Below are 25,122 nucleotides of genomic sequence, written 5' to 3'. Positions count from 1 at the left end.
CCAGAAAATGGCTAGAAAAGACAAAACTACCTTCATTGAAATGAAAGTAATTTCACCTTTTTACATAATATATTTTATGTATATTCTTTACTATTCTATCGCTTATTTACAATAGCTCCGCTATATCTCCAACAACCTCAAAATTCCAACCAAGTCTCCTATAAGAGTCGATTTCTTCCTGACTATACGGGAAAGTATTCAGCAAAATGGAATCCATTCCCAATTCATGAGCAATAGCTATATCGGATGTCAAATCATTACCAACCATAACCGTTTCTTCAACATCAAGATTATTTTCCTCTAAAACCAGTTGAAGAAATGCTGGTTCAGGCTTCTTCATCTTAAAGTCAGAAGAGATATAAATTTTTTCCATCAAATCCGCACAACCTGTCTGTTCAATTTCTGCCTGAGTAAAAATTCGTTGAGCATTGGAGAGAATAAATAATCGCACTTCTCTGTCCTTTAATATCTGTAGACTAGTTAGGGTATTTTCATAAGCTTCTAACTTTTCACGTGAAAGCACGCGGAAAATCGTGGCTACTACTTGCCCAAAAGTCTCTAAATCAGTCGGCTTATTGGTACTTTGGTTTTCATTTGGTGAATCCGTTAATAGGCGAATGAAGATTGTTTCTAAATCAATTTCGACATACTGATAACTCACTGTTTCCGCGAGAGATCTCTCTGCCTCTTCTACAAAACGATGATAGGCATTTTTCAACTGGCGCGGTCGATAGGAACAACCAAAAGCATTGTAAATCTGTGTTAGCTGATTCCAGACCTCTAGTTTATTCTCATCTGTACGAATGTCAACCAATGTACCATAAAAATCGAAGATATAGTTTTTGTAACTTTTCATGTCTTTCTCCTAATCTTTAGACAACATGTTTTATATTATACCTCACAACGAAAACGTTTGCAACAATAGAACGAAAAAACCTACCACATTAAGTGATAGGTTTTTATTTTGATTGGAAACTCTATTATTTAAGAGTAACTGAAGCGCCTGCTTCTTCCAATTTAGCTTTGATTTCTTCAGCTTCTGCAGTTGCAACGCCTTCTTTAACCATAGCTGGTGCACCGTCAACAAGCTCTTTAGCTTCTTTAAGACCAAGACCAGTGATTTCACGTACAACTTTGATAACGCCAACTTTTTTGTCGCCAGCAGATGTCAATTCAACGTCGAATGAGTCTTTAGCTTCTTCAGCAGCACCACCAGCTGCAGCAACAGCTACAGGAGCAGCCGCAGTTACACCAAATTCTTCTTCGATAGCTTTAACAAGGTCGTTAAGCTCAAGGATAGTAGCTTCTTTAATTTCAGCAATAATGTTTTCAATGTTCAATGCCATTGTGATTTTCCTCCAATTTAGGTTTTTAAATAGTTTGTAGCACTAAGCAGCTACGCTCTGACGCATTAAGCTGCGTCTTCTTTTTCTGCAACAGCTTTGACAGCGTATGCAACATTGCGAACTGGCGCTTGAAGTACAGAAAGCAACATAGAAAGCATGCCTTCGCGGTTTGGCAATGTAGCAAGTGCTTCGATTTCTTCTTTAGAAGAAACTTTACCTTCTACAGCACCACCTTTGATTTCAAGAGCATCAGCAGTTTTCGCGAAATCGTAAATTGTTTTAGCTGGAGCAACTGCATCGTTTGAGAATGCAACTGCAGATGGACCTACAAACAATTCTGCAAGACCTTCAAGACCAGCTTGCTCAGCAGCACGACGCAAGATTGAGTTTTTGATAACTTTGTACTCAACTTCTGCACCACGCAAGTTACGACGAAGAACTGTATCTTGTTCTACTGTCAAACCACGAGCGTCTACAACAACGATAGATGTTGCAGCTTTCATTTGCTCAGCAACAGCATTTACTAATTCCGCTTTTTTAGCGATAATAGCTTCACTCATTTTTTTACCTCCGTTTTTATTTTGGGCTAGGCACAAAAAAATCGCACCTAAACCTAGACACGAAAGTACAAATACGTTTATTTCAATAATCGTTTTGTGCCTCGGTAGGATGTTTACGAGTCTAGCTCCCCTACTGTCTTAGGTCAGTTTTTTCAAACCTCAATTATCATAACACAGTATTTTCAATAATGCAAGACTTTTCTCCTATTTTTTTAATATTTTTTTCAATTTTTTTCAAGCAGCAGTGCCGTTTAGTTAGTTTTAGTTGTAGAGGTCAGACTTGGAATGTGAAACACGAATTGCTGTGATTTGCTTCGCAAATCTTATCTCCAACCTTTTTACCTCGATTTTTTCATTTCTAAGCTCAGGCTGAAACAGTTCACTGAACAGTTTCACTCCACTGGCCTGTTAAACCCAATCAACCACTGCACTGAGAAGTGACTTTGGACTTTTTGACCAGCCTCGTTTAAAGTTGAAAATAAGGAAACGAAGTTTCCTCGCTTGTCGAAGTAAGCTAAGATAAACTAACATGACTATAAAAAAACAACTGCCATTCCCTTGAGAATAGCAGTTTAATCTTATTTAATCTTGTCTTCTTCGTAGTCACCATTTGGGCAGACAACTTGTTTACCACCACCACGAACTTTTTTCTCAACGAGATAGTGGTCGCATTTCGGACAAGAACGCCCGACTGGCTTGTCCCAAGAAGTAAATTCACACTCTGGGTAGCGATCGCAACCATAGAAAAGACGATTACGTTTACTCTTGCGTTCAATCACTTGCCCTTTTTGACAAACCGGACAAGTCACACCGATTTCTTTAGTGATTTGCTTGGTATTGCGACAGTCTGGGAAATTGCTACATGCATAGAATTTCCCAAAACGTCCTAATTTAATAACCATTTCATGTCCACAAACATCACAGTCAAAGCCAGCTGGTTCATCCTTAATTTGGATTTTTTCCATCTGTTCTTCTGCCTTAGATAATTCTACCTTGAATGGCTGATAGAAACCGTCAATGACCTTCTGCCACTGCTCTTTCCCGATTTCTACATCATCCAATTTTTGTTCCATATCGGCTGTAAATTTGACATTGACAATATCTGGGAAGAATTCAACAATCAGCTTATTAACGATTTCTCCGAGTTCAGTTGGTTCAAATCGCTTAGCTGCAAGCTTAACATAGTAACGTTTTTGAATGGTTTCAATCGTTGGTGCATACGTAGATGGGCGACCTACACCATTCTCTTCTAATGTTTTAATTAAGGTTGCTTCAGAGTAGCGAGCTGGTGGCTGAGTAAAGTGTTGTTCTGGATTTGTTGACGCGCGCACCACCGTGTCACCTTGTTCCATATCTGGCAACATTTTATTTTTATCAGCGTCGTTATAGACAGCCATATAACCATCGAATTTTACTTGGCTACCATTAGCAGCAAAAATCACTCCATTTTGACCCAAACGAACACTCATGGTATCAAAAACTGCTGCAGCCATCTGACTTGCGACAAAACGATTCCAAATCAGTGTATATAGTCGCAACTGGTCCTTGTCCAGATATTTTGCAATTGATTCAGGTGTTAAGTTAACATTTGATGGACGAATGGCTTCGTGGGCATCTTGTGCACCACTGGCATTTTTTACTTTATTACCATGCTTTGAATAGGTAGCACCAAAACGCTCCGTGATAAAGTCAGCAGCTTGTGCTTGTGCAACAGGGCTAATACGTGTTGAATCCGTACGCATATAGGTAATCAAACCTTGGGTACCACCTGTGCCAAGACTGACACCCTCATAAAGTTGTTGAGCAACCATCATGGTTTTACGAGTACGGAAATTGATTTTATTAGCTGCATCCATCTGCATAGTAGAAGTTGTGTAAGGCAGAGGTGCATTTCGTTTGCGTTCCTTACGCTCAACCTGTTCTACTAAGAAATCATCCCCATCAAGTCGGGCGAGAATTTCTTTAACCTGCTCATTGTTTTCAACCTTGACTTTTTTTCCATCTAAGCCATAAAAGCTGGCTTGGAATTTCTTGCTCCCCTTTTTAAAGGTTGCATCAATTGTCCAATATTCTTCTGGTTTGAAATTGCTGATTTCATTTTCACGGTCGATTATTAATTTGAGCGCAACCGATTGAACACGTCCTGCTGACAGACCTTTTTTGACTTTCTTCCATAAAATAGGTGATATGGAGTACCCTACAATACGGTCTAGAACACGGCGAGCCTGTTGGGCATCAACCAAATCATGATTGATGGCACGTGGCTCCTTAAAGGCATTTTTGACAGCATCTTTTGTAATTTCATTAAAGACAACACGGTTTTTGTCATTTTCATCAAGGCCCAAAATATGAGCCAAATGCCATGAAATAGCTTCTCCTTCACGGTCCGGGTCACTTGCCAGAAAGACTTGTTTGGCATTTTTTGCCTCTTTCTTCAAGGAATTGATAAGCGGACCTTTTCCGCGGATATTGATATATTCAGGTGCGTAGTTGTTATCGAAGTCAATAGACATACTGGATTTTTTCAAATCACGGATATGACCTACTGAAGCAACGACCTTATAATTTTTACCAAGATATTTTTCGATTGTTTTTGCCTTAGCAGGCGACTCTACAATAACGAGATTTTTCTTGGTTGTCGTTTTTTTCTTACTAACTGTTTTTGTAGCCATTCTTATACCTTACAAATATTTTTAACCTCACAAAGAATATACTATTTTTCAGTCAGTGTCAAGCTATTTATTTTCCTATAGGAAGACTTGTTTTAAAATTGATACTCAGAAATGATGTCCAATCCTGATGTAACGCACTTTGCTCCCTCTTGAATCAAATGATGACATCCATCTGATTTCCCATCCATAATGGAACCTGGAATAGCATAGACTTCTCTGCCTTCTTCCAAGGCACGTTCACAAGTAATCAAGCTGCCAGACCGCATTTTTGCCTCGCAGACTACCAATCCTTCCACCAAACCAGCTATAATGCGATTGCGTTCTGGAAAATGGTATTTGAGAGGCTGAGCACCAGCTTCATACTCTGTCAGCACCAAATGGTGTTTTCCAATATAGGTCTGCAAATCCTTATTTTCTTTTGGATAAATCTTATCCAAACCTGTTCCAATAACGGCAATGGTTTGCCCACCATTTTTCAGGCTAGCAATATGAGCAGCTGTATCAATTCCCCTTGCCAAACCACTGACAATAACAAAGCGATTATTTAGTTCCTTGATAATTTTCTGAACAGATTGGATACCATTTTTACTGGCATTTCGTGTACCAACAACTGCCAGCTTTGATTTTTCCAGCAATTCTAAATCCCCTTGATAAAACAAAAGTACAGGTGGATTGTAAATCTGTTTGAGCGCCAAAGGATAGATGTCATCCAAAATCGAAAAAGAAGGAAACTTGTTAAATTCTTCCCGACAAGATTTGATATCCAAATTTTTATAGTTTTCCATAAATAACACTGGATTTTTACATTCGGATACGACAGCGATATTGCGCAAGGTCAATTTTTTACCATGTAAATCTTGATAGGCCAAAACTTTATTAATATTAAGATTGGTCAAACCTGCTTTTTTCCATTTAAACAATTCAAAATTATTCATTTTCTTCACCTCATCTAGTCTATTCGCAAGGCAAAGAAAAAATTCTCCCGAAGAAATTATTTTTTAGGTATTTCTTTGATAACACGCGCAGGATTGCCAGCCAAAACGACATTATCACCGAATGATTTGGTAATACTATTCAAAAAACAAAAACTAACCTATAATAGATTTATGAAACTTACTATCGAACAAACGAAAGAATTAAAAACTTATTTGAAAGATAAAACCTATTCTCCATTTCATAGACGACTTCAAGTTATCTTGTTCAGAGCAGAAGGTCTTAGCTATAAGGAAATCACTAACCTCATCGGCTATTCAAAGTATACAATCTGGTCCTTACAGCGCAAGTACGAACTTGAGGGGATTTCAGCTCTAGTAAGAGAAACGCGAGGTGGACGGAACCGTCAATATTTAACCCTTCAAGAAGAGGAAGCGTTTCTAAAAGAACAGTTAACAGCCTCACTAAATGGCGAATTTGTGACGATAAACTCTCTCTATGAAGCTTATCAGAAACGGGTTGGACACCCTACGACCAAGGAAGGATTCTATGCCATTCTTAAACGCCATGGTTGGCGCAAAGTGACGCCAAGACCAGAACACCCTAAAAAAGCAGACGCCGAAACGATTCTAGCGTCTAAAAATAAAATCTTCATTCACGAAAACAGGAAAGCGCTTCAAGAATAGTCGTCGCTATCATAAAGTCAGGCTAATGTATCAAGATGAGGCGGGTTTCGGTCGGATCAGTAAAATTGGGAAGGCCTGGGCACCAAAAGGGGTGAGACCGCATGTACATAGTCACTATATTCGTGAGTATCGCTATTGCTATGGTGCTGTTGATGCCCATACAGGAGAGTCCTTCTTCATTATCGCTGGGGGCTGTAATACAGATTGGATGAATGTTTTTCTCAAACAACTATCTGAAGCTTATCCTGACGATTATATTTTATTAGTGATGGACAATGCCGTTTGGCATAAATCAAGTACCTTAGAGAAACCACATAATATTGGTTTTGAGTTTATTCCTCCCTATACTCCTGAAATGAATCCAATTGAACAAGTTTGGGCTGAGATTCGAAAGAGAGGGTTTAAGAATAAAGCTTTTAAAACACTAGACGATGTGATAAACAAGCTTCAAGAAGTAATACGAGAGTTAGATTGGTCTATTTTAAAACCAATTGTTAGTAGACAATGGTTTAAAAACACTTGACTGGTTTGCTTTTGATTTTTGTTGAGTATAACAACTGCTCCAGCTCCAACAACGACATTATCGCCCAAGGTCACGCCAGGTAAGATTGTCACCCCACCGCCAGCCCAGAAATTATCACCAATGGTAATTGGAGCTCCATATTCCAAACCAGAATTTCGTTCATCAGGATCCAGTGGATGAATAGGAGTTAACAACTGTACATTTGGACCAAGCATGGCATTTTTCCCAATGGTAATGGGACAAACATCCAACATGGTACAGTTGAAATTAGCGTAAAAATCCTCACCAACATGAATATTGCTACCGTAGTCACAATAGAAATTTGGCTCCATATAGATGCGTTGGCCTGTAGTTCCAAACCAGTTCTTCAATCGCACAGAGCGGACTTGTCCATCTAGTTCTTCGTTAAATTTTTTCATCTGTTGGCGGGCAAAGATTCGCATCTCTCTCAATTCAGCATCTGCTGCCATATAAAATTGCCCAGCTATCATCTTTTCTTTTTCTGTTGGCATACTTCTGCTCCTATTTTCTTCTTAATACATATCATAGGATTTCTTATTCTAAAAGTCAATCTTTCTTGACAAGTCCAGCTAAGATTTGGTATTGTTCTTATTAATTTAAACCAACGAAAGAGGGAAGCATGCAAGAAAAACATGAACAAACTATAACTTTGACTGCTACAGAATTGCTTGGGTTGATACAAACTGAATCGGTGCAATTGCTAGATGTTCGTGACCCAGAAGAATATTCAGCTGGTCATATTGGTGGTGCTATTAATTGTCCCATGGATCGGATTGCCGCATTTGATGGACCAGTCGACCAACACTATCTCCTCATCTGTAAGAGCGGAAAACGTAGCAAGCTGGCCAGAGAAATCATGTCATCTAAGGGATTTAAGGCAAATGATATTGCAGGTGGCATGGAGGCTTGGGACGGATTGATTGTGAAATAAGGGTATTTCGGAAAGGAAGCATCCTTTTTCTTTACTTTATTTTTTAAAAATTATATAATCTAGTTATCATTACTAGATAAAAGAGAGTAGATAATCATGAAACAAACTATCCCCTACTGGCATGAACTACCAGACTTAGACCTCTATTTGGACCAAGTTCTGCTGTATGTTAATCAAGTAGTCAATTCTCAGGAAAGCCTTGAACAGAAGAGTTTATACTCAATGAAAATCAACAGTAGCCTAGGAAACGAAGCCAATGATAGAACTGGGGTTCATCAAGGCAAGTTGACAACGGATAATGTTGATTTTCGAAGAGTATTGACGGCTGCCATGATAAACAACTATGTCAAGCACAAGCAGCTCGAAAAACCTGTTAAGAAAAAATACCAAAAACAACAAGTAGCCCGCTTGATTGCCTTGACTATCTTAAAAAATGTCTTTTCCATTCAAGAAATCAGTCAGACCTTACATCTTCTTCTCCAGACAAACAGTTCTGAAACACTCTACAATCATTTTGTTGACTGCATGCGAAACGAGGAAAACGAAAAAACACCTGACATCATTCGCTACGCTTGTCAATCCATCAAACTCTACTACAAAACCCGTCAACTCACTGTTGAGTTAGAAAGGAAATATCATGAATCCTAGTTTGAAATTAAGTTTAAAGCTTTCATTTGGTGAAGAAGTCGCAAATAGTGTGACACATGCAGTTGGGGCCTTGTTTATGCTGATTTTACTCCCTATTACTGCTATCCATTCTTTTCAAGATTATAACGTGACAGCAGTAGTCGGCATGTCCATTTTTGTCATCAGCCTATTTCTCATGTTCCTATCCTCTTCCATCTACCACTCCATGCCCTATGCTTCTACTCACAAATACATCCTGAGGATTATTGACCATAGTATGATTTACATCGCTATCGCTGGGAGCTACACACCTGTTGCCCTTTCCTTGGTCGGTGGTTGGCTGGGCTATCTGATTGTTGGTTTGCAATGGGGATTGACTATTTTCGGTATACTCTATAAAATTTTTGCTAAAAAAATAAACGAAAAATTCAGCCTATTTCTCTATCTCTTTATGGGCTGGTTGGTGGTCTTTATCTTGCCAGCCATTCTTCAAAAAACTGGACTTATTTTCGGAATTTTGATGCTGGCTGGTGGCTTATCCTACACCGTAGGTGCTATCTTTTATTCTAAGAAAAAGCCTTATTTCCACATGATTTGGCATCTCTTTATCCTATTGGCTTCAGCACTGCAATACATGGCCATTGTCTATTTTATGCTATAAGAAAACAGCTTCTAGAAAACTAGAGGCTGTTTTTACTACATTAAACTGATGATCATACCAAGCAGATAAAGAACTGACATGATACCTAAAAACACCAAATGCACCTTTCGGCTCATGACTACATAGCCAACAAATTCCCGAATAAAGGCATTAAGGCTAAAGTAAAATTTGGTTTTTGCTCCATAGCCGATACATTTGATTTTCAGTTTTCGGGCCAATAGCAGAGCTCTGAAAACATGATAGTAATTGGTTACAAGGGCAAATCGACTACCAGGTTTCATTAGGGCATAGGAAAATTTCAAATTTTCTTCTGTGTTGGTTGATTGGTTTTCGATGAGAATGTCTTCAGCAGGCACTCCTTTCTCCAAGGCATAATTTGCCATAGCTTGACCTTCAGCTATGAGTTCATCAGGTCCTTGTCCGCCTGACATGATGAGCTTACTGCCAGGATGTTTCTGGTAGATCGCTATGCCTTTTTCAATCCGCGAAGCCAAAAGTGGCGTCACCTTATCACCAATCAATCCAGCTCCAAGCACCACCACATAATCAAGCTTCCCAGGGAAAAGATTGACCAAATTGACAAAGCTAGATGTCGTATAAAGCATACTGATGATAATGGCATAGGACACTAAGAATCCAACATAGACAAACACCATATTGAAAAAACTGATACCAGAAAGGGAGCTTGCCACAGATGGCGCGATAAAGAGATAGAAAGTTAAGCCGATAGCTAATCCTAAAGACAAAAAGTTATGAAAACGGACACCTTCTCGCTTCAAAATCCGAAAACCGTTCAGATAGAGGGTAATCAGCAAGACAAATGGACCACTTAAGAAGGCTAGAGCCAATACCATTGCCAGAGCGATTGCCAATAAACGCAAGATTTCATTGTTTTCGAGAATGCCTGTTGAGATAATCCATGCCAAGGCCCAGACGAGGATGTTCAAAGCAAACAGGGAGATAAAAATCGACCGTCGCTCCCAGAAATAAAGAAGGGCAAATAATCCGCTGGAAGCTAGTAAAAGCCAGAAAAAGACCGTCACGACGATTTCCCTCCTGCTAGCATTGTCTTAATGGGCTCAAAGGTCTTACGGTGAATGGGCGTGATGCCTAGCTTGTTCAAGCCTTCTAAATGCTCTGCCGTTCCATAGCCAGCATTCTTGGCGAAACCGTAGCCTGAGAACCCCTTGTCATAGTCCGCCATCATCTTATCCCGCGTCACCTTGGCAACGATAGAGGAAGCTGCGATAGATAGGCTATTGGCATCTCCCTTGATGATAGAAGTTTGCGGTAGGGGTGTATCCAACTTCATAGCGTCTATCAAAAGGTGTTCAGGCTCTTGGCTCAACTGCCCCAAAGCTTCCAACATGGCTAATTTGGTCGCCTCATAGATGTTGACCTGGTCGATGACAGCCGCATCTTTGACGCCTACACCGACTGCCACCGCTCGCTCCATCACTTCTTCGTAGATAGCCTCGTGCTTGGACTTGGGGATTTTCTTGGAGTCGTTGAGGTAGCGGATTTTACAGCCCTTGGGCAAGATGACCGCCGCTGCCACCACAGGACCTGCTAGAGGCCCTCGGCCGACTTCGTCGATACCAGCGATGAACTCTACCCCATTTTCATAAAGGGCTCTTTCGTAACATAGCATAGCTTCTAAGCGAGCATCTTCTGCTGCTTCTTTTTCCAGCTCTTTACGGCGTTTCTTGATAGCAGTCTGGACCCCTGCTCGCTCATCCTGAGCTAATTCCGCCCAGACAGGGCTGTCTAGACTGTCCACCTGAGCCAGCAGAGCAGTCACTTCCTTAATCGTTGCCATCTAAGTCACTCACCCTGTCTAATGTATAAGTACCCAAGCGACCATCCCGAACGTCCTTGACAAAGAGGTTATAAAAACGGTCATAATCATCACGGAAGCCTAGTTTTTTTGTCCAGTCCATGATGAGTTCAGGTGTTTCCTGCTCCAAATCCATGCCCTTGAACCGCTCTTGTAGACGTTCTGGGTAGTTGGCTTTGAAGTAGTCCAAACCAAAAATGGTGACTTCGTCCATAGGCAAAAGTTGGTCCTTGATAGCCCCAGTCAGAGCCAACTTGAGACCAACTTCCTGGTCCTCAAATTTAGGCCAGAGAATACCTGGTGTATCAAGGATTTCAAGATTCTTGTTAGACTTGAGCCACTGTTGACCCTTGGTCACACCTGGTTTGTTGCCGACAACAGCGATTTTTTTACCAGCCAGACGGTTCATGAGAGTGGATTTTCCAGCGTTTGGAATACCGATAATCATGGTCCGCAAGGTTTCTTTTTGAATACCTCTTTGGCGTAGGCGTTCAATCTTCTCTTTCATAAGGCTCTTGGCTGCGTCGGTCACCTTTTTCACCGTCGCTTGCTCTTTTGAGTTAATAGCAAGGGTACGGATGCCTTGACCTTCAAAGTAGCTCTGCCATTCTTTGGTACAAACAGGGTCTGCCAAATCGACCTTGTTGAGAATCATGAGCTTGGGCTTATCACCAACAATTTTGGTCAACATGGGGTTTTGGCTGGATAAGGGCAGGCGGGCATCGACCAAAATGGTCACGAAATCAACGTGCTTGATGTTCTCCTGCACCTGCCTGCGAGCTTTTGACATGTGGCCCGGAAACCATTGAATAATTGCCATGGGGTCCTCCAAATATGATTCATTGAAAAAAGCCGTAAAAACGGCTTGTTTTTTTATTATTATAGCAGAAAATCAATATTTTGTCTTACTTGTTCCTCTTAAATTCTCTCCCGTAACTTTTCGACAAAGAGATAGGCTGCGGGACAAATCAGAGTATTTTTTATTGTTAAATTGTTGATTTGATAAATCTTCTTGCGGTCAGTATGCGGAAATTCTCGACAGGCTTTAGGACGAGCGTCATAGATACTACATAGATTATCGCCTCCAAGGAAGGGACAGGGCATGGATTGAAATGCCTTATCTCCGTCCTCATCCACACGCAAATACATATCCTCAAAAACTGGAAGTTTCATGCGTAAATGCTTGGCAATTCGGGTAATATCTGCTTCTGTAAAGAGCGGTCCCAACGTTTTGCAACAGTTGGCACACTCTGTACAGTCGATTTCAGAAAATACTTCGGCATGAATATCTTGAACAATTCTATCCAAATTTTTAGGTGCTTTTTTCTTCAAATTTGCTAGAAATTTTCGATGTTCTCCTTGCTTCTGCTGGGCCAATTGCTTGTATCTTTCAATGTCGACGGTCATAAACTCTCCTTTTCGACCATTATTATACCACAAACTAGCTATTGAGCTCTGCTATTTTTCAAAACCTTCTTCAGAAAAAATCCTGCGGGAAACTTCGGCTACGGGCAGACCAATAATGGTGTGAATATCCCCTGAAATGCCCGCCACAAAGCGTGGGTCAAGCTCCTGAATACCGTATGCACCGGCCTTATCCAGTGGCTGTTTTTCACGGATATATGATTGAATAACCTCTTCAAGGGCTGGATAATAGTCAACAAAATCAATCTGGGCAACCGTATAAAAAACATCCAGTGAGTGACTTGTCCGTAGGCAGACAGATGTTACAACGTGATGGCTCTTTCCAAAATAGGAACGTAACATGGTTTCAGCTTCTGTCAAATCTTGAGGCTTGTTAAAAATTTGCCCATCTGATACGACGATTGTATCCGCAGAAATGTAGAGATGACCAGTTACCAAATCCATGTCCGATTTTGCTTTGGAAATTTCACAACAAGTTTTTGCAGCTCGAGTGAGAAAATCATCTGTAGCGAATTGTTTCATAAAATGTTCTTCGATACCACGCTCATCCACTTCAACTGATGCGATTTGTGGTTGTAAAAATCCCAATAATTGTTTACGACGTGGGGAGTTGCTAAGCAGAACGTAAGAACTAATCTGCTCACGATCCCCCTCTTTTTGATATTGAAATACAGTTTGCATGTTTCCTCCAGTCAAAAACAGAGTCCGAAGACCCTGTTTTCAGATGATTGATTAATTTTCTTTTCTACGACCTACTGCCATGGCCAGTCCTGCAAGACCTAAACCAAACAGGCTGAGCGTCAGATTCATCTGATCACCAGTATTTGGCAAGACTCCTGCTTTTGTAGTTTTTACTGGACTTGCTACTTCTGGTTTTTTATCTCCTACTTTCGGAGAATCAACTGGGGCCTTCTTGTCCGTTGCTGAAGTATTTTGTACTTGATTAGATGGTGAATCCGTATTTTCGGCTGGAACAGTTTCTGGATTTGAGGCTGGATTTTCTGGATCAGTATCCAATAAAATTTCGATAAAGTCTGGGTAGCCATCTTCATCCGTATCAATGCTTGAATTTACAGGAATGATACGTGAATATGGGTTGACAACCTCATAAGCTGATAAGTCAGCTGTCTTTAGATATTCAGCAAAGACGCTGTCCATTGAAGGACCTTCTTCACGTGCTCCACCAAGCATTGTGTAGCCATCACCACCAGCAGCAAGGAAGTCATTTGTTGCTAAATAGTAGTTTTTTTCAAGATCCAAGGCGTCATATTCGCCAGTCTCTGGATTAAGAATACCGATACGAAGAACACGTTCTTCTACAGGAAGAGTTGGATCGTAGAATACGTTTGCTCCTGAAATGTGTAGGAATCCGCCACTAGCTTCAAAGAGTGGCATACCATTTTCATCTAAAAGCATCTCGCCAGTTTCTGGATTCACTTGCAATGTAGATGATAAAGACTTGGTAAACATATCATAAATTTGCTGACCAGTCACAGTGATTTGAGAAACAATGTTACCAAATGGCAAAACTGCAATAATATCACCTTTTGTAACAGGCTGATCTTTAGCAATTGTTGCACGTAGACCACCACCGTTAGTCACAGCAAGGCTAGTTTTGTTTGAAAATCCTGTTTGACCATAGGCATAGATCGCATCCGTCACTGCATTCCCCAAGTTGGTTTCACGAACACGCACGTTTGAGCGGTCTCCGTTTAATTCCACTGGGTTATTTTCGATAACTACTTGAGCATTTTCAGCTTCATATTTTGCTTTAATTTCATCAACCAAGGCTGCGATTTTAGCATTTGGCGTCACGTTTTTAGTATCCGCGGCAGAAATCAAACCAGCTTCACCCAATAATTTATCGGATTTCAAGGTTACTTTACCGATATTGTTCAAGTAAGAGCCTGTTTGATTATAAGTAACGTTATCTCCATAGGTAGTCGCTTCTACCGTGTGGGAATGACCGTCGATAACAATAACACGTTTACCAGCTAATTTGCTATTTTTAGAAAGTGCTTCAGCAAGAGTTGAACCTCTCCATTCAACAGGTGTTGTAGAATCGACACCTAGGTGAGCTAGAATGATATAGTTCTTGTAAACACGATTATCTGCTAGAGCACGTGCTTCCACTTCGTCAATCACTTTATTGACTTCTGTGACTGGGTCGGTAAATATTACTCCCTCAACATTTTTAGGATGGGTTTTTGTAGCAGTCTCAGGTGTTGTTACACCGATAACTACAAATTCATCGCCTACAACAGTTGGAGTTTTATCGACGATAGTTGAAGCTTCAAAAACACGAGTGCCATTAACGTAAGTATTAGCACTCAATAGCGGGAAGTTCAAGGTTTCCTTGTACTTGATTGCTTGATCCATCCCAAAGTCAAATTCATGGTTACCAACAGCCATTGCATCATAGCCGACTTGGTTCATGATATTGGCGCGGTCTTCACCTTTTGTAGAGTTGGAAATCGGAAGCCCTTGGAAGGCATCACCAGCATCTACTACAATTGTATTTTCTACTTTGGCACGTTCTTCTTCAATGACTGCCGCAGCCTTAGCGTCACCGATGACATTCTTTTCTTCAAGAATGCGACCGTGAACGTCGTTTGTGTGGATAATGACTGCCTCTACTGTTTCTTCCGCAGCAGGAACAACAGTTTCCTCCGTTGCTACATTTTCAACTGACGTTGCTGGCTGATTGGTTGTGGTAGCTGCAGTCGTTGTCTCAGCAGCTTGTACTTGTTGAGCTAAAATAAATGGAGCCAACAAGAGTGTGGACATTACAGGCAACAAGATTTTTTTCTTTTTCATAAATAGACCTTTCTTCGACATTTTTTATATCTCTATTATACACTTTTTATCAAAAAACAAAAACATTAAAATCGCTTACATGTCAAAAAGGTTCGAAATAAGGGAGCGGGAAAGAACTCGACTGGTCAAAAACATACTAAGATTAGTAGTGAGGAAATCTCCGACGGGAGAGAGTAGTCACTACTTTTTCTTTATGTTAAAGTAGAGGTGTCTTGTTAAGTCGAGAACTCTTTTGACGCTAGACGTCGCATCAAAAACTGGCAAGACACCTGTTTTAGAAAGAATGTTATCAAAGTATGTGGGACGCCAGACGTCGAGTATTGAAAATGACATCACTAAAACAAGGAATCATTCAAGACAAAGAGGTAATATCATGCGTGCAGTTTTTGGGATTGATGTGAGTAAGGCAAGTTCAGAAGTGGCCATTCTAGTCAATGGTGAGAAAGTTCATGGCTATACCATGTCCAATGACGCCCTCGGCTTTGCTCGGCTACTTGGCGATTTGAGAACCGTCCATAAACCAGAAATCATCTTTGAAGCAACAGGTGTCTATTCTCGCCGTCTCCAAACGTTTCTAGAAGATAATGGCTATGCTTATACAAGGCTTAATCCCTTAGAAGCTAAGAAGCAACTGGATAGCTTGCGTGTGAGGAAAACAGATCAAATTGACGCCGAAAAACTGGCTCAATCTCAATTTGTGCTGAATCGTAAACCCACTTATGTCCAAGAAGAAGTCTATCAAGAACTGCGAGATTTAAGTCGCTTCTATCAGAACTTAACTGAGGACATCGTTCGAGCTAAAAACCGTCTGCACAAGGTCTTACAAGTCACTTTTCCTGAATTGGAGACTATCTTATCAACGCCAACTGGCCAACAATACTGGAACCTGGTCATAGATTTTCCTTGCAAGGACTTCGTGCTTGAGTTAAGCAAGGATAAACTCTCAGAAAGCATTCGTCAGTCCACCTCAAAACGGATTTCTGACAAGCGTGTGGCGTACTTAGCCGAAAAGCTTACAGCACTAGCTAATCAATCTTATTGTGCCGTCAAGAAAACCTCTCCAATACTAGAAGAGGTGCGTTACTATGCAAAAGAATTGCTTAGACTTTCTGAACGTAGACAAACTGTCCTAGACCAAATGGTGGAACTAGCTCAGCCATTACCTGAATATGACATTCTGCTCTCTATTCCTGGAATAGCTGAGACTACTGCAACAAGTATTATTGGTGAACTGGGAGATATTCGCCGTTTTCAGTCTGCCAATCAAATCAATGCCTTTATCGGTATTGATCTGAGACACTATGAATCTGGCAACTTCCTCGCTAAGGAACACATTACCAAGCGTGGCAATCCCTACGCTAGAAAGATTCTGTTCAAATGTATTCACAATATCGCTTCAGCCAGTCACACCAAGCCTTGCCATATCGCCGACTTTTATGAGAAACGAAAAAGACAATCGCAAACGACTTCTACGAAGCCACACACGATTGCCTCCATACATCGTCTCATTCGGACAATGTATTACCTCATAACGCATAACAAACTTTACGATTACACTTTAACCCAAAATCAGTAAAATTGTTTATGCTATATTATTGTAACACCTTATCAAAAATTTTCAACATAAGGTGTTAATTTCGTGTACCCTTTTTTACACGTAACTTTAGTCCAAAAGAAAACAATTTCTTTATTTTGACTATTGAACTCGATATATTTTTCATCAAATACCTTGATAGGCTTGACAAATGGTAGAAAAAGAGTTCGTCAACAATTTTTCGTTTTAAGTTGTTGAGCTGAAACAGTCTATCCCCAGACATCAATTTATGTGAGCTGACTGCCGTCAGCTTATATCTCCCACTTTAAAAGGTCTCCCAGACCTTTTAAACTCCCACCCCCGCATAGCTCCAAAGGTTTGGGGAACCTTTGGAGGTCGGAGATAGAGCGAACAGAGTTCGCTACAAAACTGTCTGGGAGACAGTTTGAGGTTGGAGATAAGGCGAACTCTGTTCGCATCAGTCGTAGAGGTCAGATTTGGAGTGTAAAACACGAATTGCTGAGATTTGCTTCGCAAATCCTATCTCCAACCTTTAACAGTCCACTGGACTGTTAAACCCAATCAACCACTGCGCTGAGATGTTGACACGAACCCTGAGAAGCGAGGTTAAGCTTTTTGCCCAGCCTCCATTTCCTATTTACCAAATACTATTTGTCCATTTGCAATGGTGTAAAGGACCTGTCCTTTCAGACTATCACCAACAAACGGAGAATTAGCAGACTTCGAGGCAAAATCCGCTGTGACCAACCGATTTGCATTTGGGTCAAAAATAACAAGATCAGCTGGGCCATTTTCAGCAAGATAGCCAGCATCAAGACCATAGAGCTTGGCTGGATTAATAGTCATTTTCTCCAACAATTGCACGAGGGTCAGATGCCCTTCTTCCACCAGATGCGTCAAACCAAGTGAAAGCGAGGTTTCCAAGCCTGTCATTCCTGAAGGAGCTTGCGTAAGATCCTCTACATTTTTCTCATCTGCATGATGAGGTGCATGGTCCGTCGCAATGACAGAGATAACACCAGATTTCAATCCCTCAATAACCGCTAATCTGTCACTTTCCAAGCGTAATGGCGGATTCATTTTAGCATTGGCACATTTTGTTAGAAGTAAGTCCTCAGTTCGTGAAAAATGTTGGGGTGCTACTTCTGCCGTGACGTTTGCTCCGAGACCTTGAACAAATTCAACCACCTTGACCGACTCGGCTTTGGATAGATGCTGGATATGAACACGCGCACCCGTTTCATAGGCAATCATGACATCGCGAGCGACCATACTGTATTCTGCTACGCCAGTTGCTCCACAAACATGAAAATGTTTTTCAGCTACTTGTTCGTTGAGTCCCAAGACACCATTCAGGTCAGGGTCTTCTTCATGCAGACTGATGAGACAGCCCTGCTCTTTGGCTAATTTCATAGCTTTTCTAACCACGCCAGCATTTGTCAAAGGAATACCGTCGTCCGAAAAAGCCACCGCTCCAGCTTCTAGCAAAGCAGGAAAATCGGTCAGATTTTGCCCATCGAAATGATCTGTAATGGTTGCCACACTATAAATGTGAATAGCTTCTTTTTTAGCGGAATCCAATACTTCTTTTAAGGTTTCAACGTTTGAAATCGTCGGATTAGTGTTAGCCATCATGACAACAGAAGTAAAACCACCCGCTGCTGCAGAAAGAGCTCCAGTATGAATATCTTCTTTATGGGTCTGACCTGGCTCCCGAAAATGCACATGAACATCGACCAAACCAGGAGCAACGACTAATCCTGTCGCATCAATCACTTCTTGCTCAACATCTTCTGAAATAGACTCCGCAATCTTAACAATCTTACTTCCGTCCATCAAGATGTCGCAAACCTTGTCTAAACCAGATTGCGAATCCAATACACGACCATTTTTCACTAATAACATTCATATTCTCCTTTGTAGTACCAAAGCCATTACCATCTATTATCGCAGCCAATCAATTCCTGTTCTGCCTTGTGAAGTCAAGTAGGCATTTGCTTGTGAGAAGGGCTTGCTTCCAAAGAAACCTCGATAGGCTGAAAGAGGACTTGGATGAGCAGATTCGATAACCAGATGTTTTGGATTGGTTATCAACGCTTTTTTCTTGCGAGCATAAGCACCCCAAAGAATATAGACAACAGGCTGGTCTAAGCTATTGACCACCTTAATAACAGCGTCCGTAAAAGGCTCCCAGATTTGCCCCGCATGTCCATTTGCCTGACCTGCTGGAACAGTTAAACAAGCATTGAGCAAAAGCACACCTTGTTCCGCCCATGCTGTCAAATCATGATCTTGCTTGACGCCAATATCATCCGTCAATTCTTTTAAGATGTTTTGAAGAGATGGCGGAGCTGGTACCGAGTTCGGAACAGAAAATGACAAGCCCTGTGCCTGACCAGGTCCGTGATAGGGATCCTGTCCCAAAATAACTACTTTAACCTCTTCCAAATCCGTTGTTTGAATGGCAGCAAATACCTTCTCACGAGGCGGATAAATGGTTCCACCAGCATAAACATGATCTAAAAACTGATTGATTTTACCAAAATAATGTTCTGGCAACTGTGCCTTTATCAATTCGTGCCAAGCTGAATGTTCCATAAACTGCTCCTAGTTTGAACTTTTCTCTTTAACAATATAAATCGGACGTTTCTTCGTTTCCAAGAAAACTTTTGCCAAATATTTACCGAGAATACCAATGGTCATCAACTGCAGACCTCCCAAAAATAGGATGATACAAATAGTCGACGGCCAGCCAATTGTAGGATCTCCGAACACCAAGGTTTTGAAAACCACAAAAACCATTAGAACTAGCGACAATAGGAAGGTGAAGAAACCTGTATAGGAGGCAATATTCAAAGGTGTATCTGAAAAATTGATGATTCCTTCAATAGAATAAGAAAGCAATTTCCAGAAAGACCAACTAGTTTCGCCAGCGACCCTCTCAACATTTTCATATGGCAAGTATTCTGTTTCGAATCCTACCCAAGCAAAAATTCCTTTTGAAAAGCGATTGTATTCAGACACAGCTAGAATGGCATCTACCATGTGACGACGCATGAGACGGAAATCACGGGCACCGTCTACTACCTCGACCTGGCTGATTTTATTCATCAATTTGTAGAATAATTTTGCAAAAAAGCTACGAATCGGTGGCTCACCATCTCGACTGACACGACGGGTTCCAACGCAATCTAAATCTGGATTTCCATCCAACATATCCTTCATTTCCATCAACATTTCAGGTGGATCTTGCAAATCAACATCCATGACAGTCACTAGCTCACCTTGCGCAGCTTGTAGACCTGCATAGAGAGCAGCTTCTTTCCCGAAATTCCTTGAAAAGGAAAGATAGCGAACAGCTCGGTCTTGACCAGACAATTGGCGTAAAACCTTAAGTGTCCTATCCTTTGAACCATCATTGACAAAAATATACTCAAATTGTTCCCCCATCTCCTTACGAACTTTCTCCATAGCATCGTAAAAATAGGGAATTGCCTCTTCTTCATTAAAACAAGGCACGATAACTGAAATCATATTCTTCTCCTCATACGGTCAATTATTGTATTCTCAAAATACGTTAGAGACTATTATACCATTTTACAGGATAAGTTCCCAGAAATCGTGCGTGGGCTCGTTTTAAATCTAGTCTTCCTGCCAAGTTTCTTGATTTTGACGGAACTTTTTAAGCAGATTCAAACCATCTGCATTGATATATCCCTGTACTTTTGCGACCTTGATTAACTCTGAATAATTGCTAAGCGTCACCAATTTCACGCCAGCATTATCAAAATTACGATCTGCCTTTGGCAATTCATAGGTAAAGATTGCCACAACACCAATAACGTCAGCGCCTTCACGCTCAGCTGCTGCTACGGCATCTAGAACAGACCCTCCAGTAGAAATCAGGTCTTCAACGACAACCATTTTTTGTCCCTTGACGATGCGACCCTCTAATTGATTCCCTGCACCATGGTCTTTTGGTTTGCTACGAATATAGGCAAAGGGCAAATTCATACGGTCAGCGATGATGGCACCGTGTGGGATACCTGCTGTGGCAGTTCCGGCAATCACCTCAACCTCAGGAAATTCTTCTTCGATACGCTGAACAAAGCCATCTTCAATCAAATTTCGAGTTTCAGGATAAGATAGTGTAATACGATTATCTGTATAGATAGGGGATTTGATACCTGATGCCCATGTAAATGGCTTTTCTGGACGCAGATGAACTGCCTTAATATCCAATAAGTGTGATGCGATTTCTGTTGCTAGTGTCATAATAGACCTCCTTCTAAATGCGTACCATTCCAACATGACCATCCCGCCGAATAGCCTGTCACTCCTAAAGTATTGGTTCAATCTATGAACCCTACAAAAAACTATATTTATCCCTGTTGAATTCTTACAGACTTCTCCTAGTCCACCATTTCAATCCATGAATCAAAATACTGTTCAATGAAATTGGTTTTCTCTTTTATTTCTGTCACGGTAAGTTTTTCATCAAGGCCTGTCAGAACCCATTTATCCTCGACATCATCTCTGCGATGGATAATCGCGACTAATTTCCCCTCGAATGATGTCAAAGGCTGCCGAACAGCTTTGGAAATGATGTAAACATCTTGCTCTTCACCATCTCCAGCCAATAGATTTGGGATGTAGCCGTAATTGATGGGGTCTGGTTGCCAAATTTATCAATATACCCGATAGGTCTATCGATTATAATCTGATAAATCTTATCCACGATTCCACTCCTCTTTAATAGACAAATAGGTCTGGTAAGGATGTTCTGATTTTGTAATCGGGCGACCTACCACAATGTAATCACTACCGATTCGAGCAGCATCTGCTGGTGTCATAACTCGTTTCTGATCGCCTACTTCACCGCCAGTCGGACGAATCCCTGGCGTCAGGCACACAAAATCAGAACTCGTAGCATCTTTAATCAAAGCCACCTCATGCGCTGAACAAACCACCCCATCAAGACCAGCTTCTTGTGCTCTTTGAGCATAATGAACAACCGCTTCCTGCAAACTAGTCTGTATATTCTGGTCCGTTCTCATCTGCTCCTCTGAGGTAGAGGTCAACTGAGTGACCGCTATTAAAACAGCATCCTTACCCAATCCCCTTCGTGCTGCCCGCATCATCTCAACACCACCAGCAGCGTGAACGTTGGTCATATCCACACCGAGTTTTGCCAAGACTTTCATAGCAGACTCGACGGTATTAGGAATATCATGCAGTTTCAAATCTAGAAAAATACTATGACCGCAGCCTTTCAAATAATTGATGATACCTGGTCCCTCCGCATAATACAACTCCATTCCAACCTTTACATAGAGTTTCTCATCTGGTGGGAACTGTTCCAGAAAAGACTGAACTTCTTCTTTACCTGCAAAGTCAAGGGCAATAATTGGTCTTGTTTCTTTCATAAAATCCTTTCATGTACACAAAAATCCCTGCCAAATCGGTCAGGGATGTGCACGAATTCAGCTTGAAAATCACCTTTCAAGCATATTACATGACACCTTCCTAGCCTCTCTGGACTTAATTAAAGGAGATATTTTCTTTATATTACTCTTTTATTTTACTTTTATCAACGCTTACCCAAGCTATGTCTGATTTCTCGGCGTAAACCTTCCAAACTATCAATACCATAAACTTCCATGCGTTTTGGCAAGTCTTGAATAATCATTGGACAAGCAAATGGGTCTGTAAAGTTGGCTGTTCCTACCCCTACAGCTGAAGCTCCTGCAACCATCATCTCTATAGCCTTGTCCGCCGTATCCACACCACCCATACCAATAATTGGTAAATCAGTCATCTGAGCAACCTGACGAATGAGTTTGAGAGCAACCGGAAAAACTGCTGGGCCTGACATTCCTCCTGTACCATTTGCCAAGATTGGTTGTCGAGTTTTGAGATTGAATCGCATACCAACCAAGGTATTTATCATCGTCAAGCCAGTCGCTCCAGCATCCTCAGCAGCCTTGGCCAACAGGGTTATGTCTGCCACACTTGGTGTCAACTTAACGTAAACAGGTACAGATGAGGCTTCGACTGCTGCTTTTACTGCTTGATAGGCTAATTCTGGCACCTGTCCAATCAAAAGACCATTGTTTCCGTGATCCACATTGGGACAGGAAATGTTCAGCTCGATAGCTTTTACGTTTGGAGCCTTTGAAATTTTCCCTGACACATAGGCATATTCTTCATTGGAAAAACCAGCCACATTGGCAATGATAGGCAAGTCTGGAAAATGCTGTTCCAACCAGGGTAGTTTTTCGGATAAGACTACATCAACACCCGGATTTTGAAGTCCAATGGCATTGAGCATACCTGCTGGTGTCTCGGCTACACGGGGAGTCGCATTGCCATATCGAGGATGACGGGTAGTCGCCTTAATCATAATGGAGCCAAGCTGGTTGAGGTCATAATAGTCCGCATACTCCTGACCAAAACCAAAGCAACCTGAGGCTGGAATGATGGGATTTTTCAAGTCCAAGCCTGGTAAGGAAATCGCTAATCGTTTTGTCATTTCAACCTCCTACAAAATTAGACTACCAGTCGCAAAGACTGGACCTTCCTTGCAGACACGCTTGTTCTCGTGTTCTTGTCCCTCTTTGGGTTTGACAACACAGGCATAGCACGCCCCCATCCCGCAAGCCATCCTAGCCTCCAGTGAAATGTAGGCATGAGGATGTTCCTGAAAGCGTTGGTCAACATAGTTCATCATAGCTGGTGCCCCACATGAGTAAATGGCTGCAAACTCGTTTGTCAGCTCTTCAACGACCGTTGCGACATTCCCCTTACGCCCATAGGAACCATCATCCGTTGTGACATAAACTTGACCATACTTGGCTAGTTCCTCTTCCAAAATGACGGCCTCTTTGGTGGCAAAGCCAATGACTGACGTGACATTGACACCACGGTTCGCCGCCTGTTTCGCCACTTCCACCAAGGGAGGAACACCGATTCCTCCGCCAATGACGAGAATGCGGTCACCTTCTTTGAGAAAAGCCACTTCAAACCCTTTCCCAAGCGGTCCCATGACATCCAAATACTGCCCAACAGTCATTTTCGAAAAGACTTCCGTCCCTTGACCTTCCACTCGGTAAATAATCCGACATTGAGACTTATTCCGATCAATCTCGGAAATAGATATTGGTCTCCGCAAGAGCATGGAATCATCTGGAACACGAATATGGATAAATTGCCCCATTTTCATATCTTGGACCATATCACCCTGCAAGGTCATAGCAAAAATTCGTGGCGCTAGTTGGACTTGGTCCACCAGTAACATCTGTTCTTTTAAAATCATCTTTTCTCCTATTCTATATAACAATGACACAGAAAACAAGAAAGTCGATATAGAGAAAAAACCTTGCTGGCTAGCAAGGTTACACGAAAAGAAGGCAGTATTTGCCCTATTTATCACGTTCCCTTCTTCGCCTCTCTGGACTCAGTTAAAGGATATATTTTCAGCATTATACATTTTTTAGAATAATTTGTCAAATCATGTTACAATAGAGGTATGAGAATCCAACAATTATACTATATTATCAAAATTGCAGAAACAGGCAGTATGAATGAGGCTGCCAAACAACTCTTCATTACCCAACCCAGCCTTTCCAACGCTGTACGAGACCTGGAAAAAGAAATGAAAATTAAAATCTTTTTCCGTAATTCTAAGGGTATTACCCTGACAAAGGATGGCATGGAGTTTCTTTCCTACGCTCGTCAAATTGTTGAACAGACAGAGCTTTTAGAAGATCGCTATAAAAATCCGAATGCAAAACGCCAACTCTTCAGCGTATCTTCCCAACACTATGCCTTTGTGGTTAACGCCTTTGTCTCACTCTTGAAAGAAACTGAGATGGAAGACTATGAACTCTTCCTACGTGAAACACGGACCTGGGAAATCATTGATGATGTTAAGAATTTTCGATCAGAAATCGGAGTACTTTTCCTCAACCATTTCAACCGTGATGTTCTGCTGAAACTTTTGGATGACAATCGACTATCCTATACAACTCTCTTCACTGCCAAACCACATGTATTTGTCAGCAAAACCAATCCTTTGGCACAAAGAAAGTCAATCACTCTCGATGATTTGGTAGATTTCCCCTATCTCAGCTACGAGCAAGGTATTCACAACTCCTTCTACTTTGCAGAAGAAATTCTAGCCCAGGAACACCATAAAAAATCGATTGTCGTATCTGACCGTGCCACACTCTTCAATCTCTTAATCGGTCTGGATGGCTATACAATCGCAACAGGTATCCTCAATTCAAATCTTAATGGAGATAATATTGTATCAATTCCTCTGGAATTTGATGATGAAATCGAATTGGTCTATATCCAACACGAAAAGGCATTGCTGTCCGACATGGGAGAAAAATTCATCAATTACCTACTTGAAGAGGTAAAATTCGACCGAAAATAAATACAATATTATATAGACTAACACAAAATAATATGTTATAATATGTTTATGAAAGCCGTTGAAAAGAAATTTGAAATATTTCAATTTC

At 41.2% G+C, this 25,122-nt stretch carries 24 protein-coding genes, 4 pseudogenes and 1 other annotated feature; of the genes and pseudogenes, 7 read left to right on the top strand and 21 right to left on the bottom strand.

The window, feature by feature from the left end:
* Positions 1-106 precede the first annotated feature (106 nt).
* From PHA78_RS05135 to PHA78_RS05110, 6 genes and pseudogenes are all read right to left on the bottom strand, one after another.
* Positions 107-856, bottom strand: coding sequence for an HAD family hydrolase (locus PHA78_RS05135; protein ID WP_024376242.1), 750 nt, complete (start codon positions 854-856; stop codon positions 107-109).
* Between the two features lie 124 nt (positions 857-980).
* Entirely contained in the window at positions 981-1,346 is a 366-nt protein-coding gene (gene rplL, locus PHA78_RS05130; RefSeq protein ID WP_002936483.1) for a 50S ribosomal protein L7/L12, read from the bottom strand.
* A 65-nt stretch (positions 1,347-1,411) separates the two neighbouring features.
* Positions 1,412-1,906, bottom strand: a complete 495-nt coding sequence (gene rplJ / locus PHA78_RS05125) for a 50S ribosomal protein L10 (RefSeq protein ID WP_002936486.1) — start codon at positions 1,904-1,906, stop codon at positions 1,412-1,414.
* 26 nt (positions 1,907-1,932) lie between these two features.
* Positions 1,933-2,067 (bottom strand) — a sequence feature (ribosomal protein L10 leader region).
* A gap of 417 nt (positions 2,068-2,484) precedes the next feature.
* On the bottom strand, positions 2,485-4,578 hold the full coding sequence (gene topA, locus PHA78_RS05120; RefSeq protein WP_024376241.1) for a type I DNA topoisomerase: 2,094 nt from the start codon (positions 4,576-4,578) through the stop codon (positions 2,485-2,487).
* A gap of 92 nt (positions 4,579-4,670) precedes the next feature.
* Complete coding sequence (gene dprA, locus PHA78_RS05115) at positions 4,671-5,513, bottom strand: DNA-processing protein DprA (RefSeq protein ID WP_024376240.1); 843 nt, start codon at positions 5,511-5,513, stop codon at positions 4,671-4,673.
* Positions 5,514-5,569: 56 nt separating this feature from the next.
* Positions 5,570-5,647: pseudogene (locus PHA78_RS05110) on the bottom strand (sugar O-acetyltransferase); the annotation flags it as partial.
* Between the two features lie 37 nt (positions 5,648-5,684).
* Between PHA78_RS05110 and PHA78_RS12555 the strand changes: the two are divergent.
* Together PHA78_RS12555 and PHA78_RS05105 are read left to right on the top strand one after the other, a co-directional pair.
* Positions 5,685-5,870: pseudogene (locus PHA78_RS12555) on the top strand (helix-turn-helix domain-containing protein); the annotation flags it as partial.
* Positions 5,871-5,873: 3 nt separating this feature from the next.
* Positions 5,874-6,720, top strand: a pseudogene (locus tag PHA78_RS05105) (IS630 family transposase); the annotation flags it as partial.
* On the opposite strand, the gene PHA78_RS05100 reads toward PHA78_RS05105, so the two are convergent.
* The gene (locus tag PHA78_RS05100) at positions 6,645-7,232 is read right to left on the bottom strand and encodes a sugar O-acetyltransferase (RefSeq protein WP_272158516.1); all 588 of its coding nucleotides are present in this window, start codon (positions 7,230-7,232) and stop codon (positions 6,645-6,647) included. The pseudogene PHA78_RS05105 and the gene PHA78_RS05100 overlap by 76 nt on opposite strands.
* Positions 7,233-7,360: 128 nt before the next feature.
* Between PHA78_RS05100 and PHA78_RS05095 the strand changes: the two genes are divergently transcribed.
* From PHA78_RS05095 to trhA, 3 genes are all read left to right on the top strand, one after another.
* Entirely contained in the window at positions 7,361-7,672 is a 312-nt protein-coding gene (locus tag PHA78_RS05095) for a rhodanese-like domain-containing protein (protein ID WP_024376238.1), read from the top strand.
* A gap of 96 nt (positions 7,673-7,768) precedes the next feature.
* The gene (locus tag PHA78_RS05090) at positions 7,769-8,320 is read left to right on the top strand and encodes a DUF1836 domain-containing protein (RefSeq protein ID WP_024377723.1); all 552 of its coding nucleotides are present in this window, start codon (positions 7,769-7,771) and stop codon (positions 8,318-8,320) included.
* On the top strand, positions 8,310-8,960 hold the full coding sequence (gene trhA / locus PHA78_RS05085; protein ID WP_024376236.1) for a PAQR family membrane homeostasis protein TrhA: 651 nt from the start codon (positions 8,310-8,312) through the stop codon (positions 8,958-8,960). Before PHA78_RS05090 ends, trhA begins: the two co-directional genes overlap by 11 nt.
* A gap of 35 nt (positions 8,961-8,995) precedes the next feature.
* On the opposite strand, the gene PHA78_RS05080 is transcribed toward trhA, so the two are convergent.
* The 6 genes from PHA78_RS05080 to nt5e form a co-directional block, all read right to left on the bottom strand.
* Complete coding sequence (locus tag PHA78_RS05080; protein WP_024376235.1) at positions 8,996-10,003, bottom strand: YdcF family protein; 1,008 nt, start codon at positions 10,001-10,003, stop codon at positions 8,996-8,998.
* The gene (locus tag PHA78_RS05075) at positions 10,000-10,779 is read right to left on the bottom strand and encodes a ribonuclease HII (RefSeq protein WP_272158515.1); all 780 of its coding nucleotides are present in this window, start codon (positions 10,777-10,779) and stop codon (positions 10,000-10,002) included. Before PHA78_RS05075 ends, PHA78_RS05080 begins: the two co-directional genes overlap by 4 nt.
* Positions 10,766-11,617 (bottom strand): ribosome biogenesis GTPase YlqF, encoded by an 852-nt coding sequence (gene ylqF, locus PHA78_RS05070; RefSeq protein ID WP_100881409.1) that lies wholly within the window; start codon positions 11,615-11,617, stop codon positions 10,766-10,768. Before ylqF ends, PHA78_RS05075 begins: the two co-directional genes overlap by 14 nt.
* A 98-nt stretch (positions 11,618-11,715) precedes the next feature.
* Positions 11,716-12,204: a YkgJ family cysteine cluster protein gene (locus PHA78_RS05065; RefSeq protein WP_272158514.1), complete on the bottom strand. Its 489-nt coding sequence runs from the start codon at positions 12,202-12,204 to the stop codon at positions 11,716-11,718.
* A 51-nt stretch (positions 12,205-12,255) separates the two neighbouring features.
* Positions 12,256-12,903, bottom strand: a complete 648-nt coding sequence (locus PHA78_RS05060) for a Maf family protein (protein ID WP_044770853.1) — start codon at positions 12,901-12,903, stop codon at positions 12,256-12,258.
* 51 nt (positions 12,904-12,954) lie between these two features.
* Positions 12,955-15,039, bottom strand: coding sequence for a cell surface ecto-5'-nucleotidase Nt5e (nt5e, locus tag PHA78_RS05055; protein WP_272158513.1), 2,085 nt, complete (start codon positions 15,037-15,039; stop codon positions 12,955-12,957).
* Positions 15,040-15,412: 373 nt separating this feature from the next.
* On the opposite strand from nt5e, the gene PHA78_RS05050 reads away from it, so the two are divergent.
* Complete coding sequence (locus PHA78_RS05050) at positions 15,413-16,615, top strand: IS110 family transposase (RefSeq protein ID WP_334311302.1); 1,203 nt, start codon at positions 15,413-15,415, stop codon at positions 16,613-16,615.
* Positions 16,616-17,227: 612 nt separating this feature from the next.
* Here PHA78_RS05050 and PHA78_RS05045 read toward each other — a convergent pair.
* The 8 genes and pseudogenes from PHA78_RS05045 to PHA78_RS05010 form a co-directional block, all read right to left on the bottom strand.
* Positions 17,228-18,499: a dihydroorotase gene (locus tag PHA78_RS05045; protein WP_272158511.1), complete on the bottom strand. Its 1,272-nt coding sequence runs from the start codon at positions 18,497-18,499 to the stop codon at positions 17,228-17,230.
* A gap of 39 nt (positions 18,500-18,538) precedes the next feature.
* A complete protein-coding gene (locus tag PHA78_RS05040; protein ID WP_002939547.1) occupies positions 18,539-19,192 on the bottom strand; it encodes a uracil-DNA glycosylase in 654 nt (217 codons plus the stop codon).
* 9 nt (positions 19,193-19,201) lie between these two features.
* Positions 19,202-20,128, bottom strand: a complete 927-nt coding sequence (locus PHA78_RS05035; RefSeq protein ID WP_105128107.1) for a glycosyltransferase family 2 protein — start codon at positions 20,126-20,128, stop codon at positions 19,202-19,204.
* Positions 20,129-20,236: 108 nt separating this feature from the next.
* Complete coding sequence (gene pyrE, locus PHA78_RS05030; RefSeq protein ID WP_014637891.1) at positions 20,237-20,869, bottom strand: orotate phosphoribosyltransferase; 633 nt, start codon at positions 20,867-20,869, stop codon at positions 20,237-20,239.
* A gap of 137 nt (positions 20,870-21,006) precedes the next feature.
* Positions 21,007-21,332 (bottom strand): annotated as a pseudogene (locus tag PHA78_RS05025) (inorganic diphosphatase).
* On the bottom strand, positions 21,325-22,020 hold the full coding sequence (gene pyrF / locus PHA78_RS05020) for an orotidine-5'-phosphate decarboxylase (RefSeq protein ID WP_013730369.1): 696 nt from the start codon (positions 22,018-22,020) through the stop codon (positions 21,325-21,327). Before pyrF ends, PHA78_RS05025 begins: the two are co-directional and overlap by 8 nt.
* A 164-nt stretch (positions 22,021-22,184) precedes the next feature.
* On the bottom strand, positions 22,185-23,126 hold the full coding sequence (locus tag PHA78_RS05015; RefSeq protein ID WP_029177856.1) for a dihydroorotate dehydrogenase: 942 nt from the start codon (positions 23,124-23,126) through the stop codon (positions 22,185-22,187).
* Between the two features lie 9 nt (positions 23,127-23,135).
* Complete coding sequence (locus tag PHA78_RS05010; protein ID WP_029177857.1) at positions 23,136-23,909, bottom strand: dihydroorotate dehydrogenase electron transfer subunit; 774 nt, start codon at positions 23,907-23,909, stop codon at positions 23,136-23,138.
* Positions 23,910-24,122: 213 nt separating this feature from the next.
* On the opposite strand from PHA78_RS05010, the gene PHA78_RS05005 reads away from it, so the two are divergent.
* The gene (locus PHA78_RS05005) at positions 24,123-25,034 is read left to right on the top strand and encodes a LysR family transcriptional regulator (protein WP_029184778.1); all 912 of its coding nucleotides are present in this window, start codon (positions 24,123-24,125) and stop codon (positions 25,032-25,034) included.
* Positions 25,035-25,122 lie beyond the last annotated feature (88 nt).

The sequence above is a fragment of the Streptococcus sp. HN38 genome (assembly GCF_028335765.1).
Classification (GTDB): Bacteria; Bacillota; Bacilli; order Lactobacillales; family Streptococcaceae; genus Streptococcus; species Streptococcus suis_P.
The sequence above is the reverse complement of the archived record's forward strand: the minus strand, read 5'-3'. Positions and strand labels throughout refer to the sequence as shown.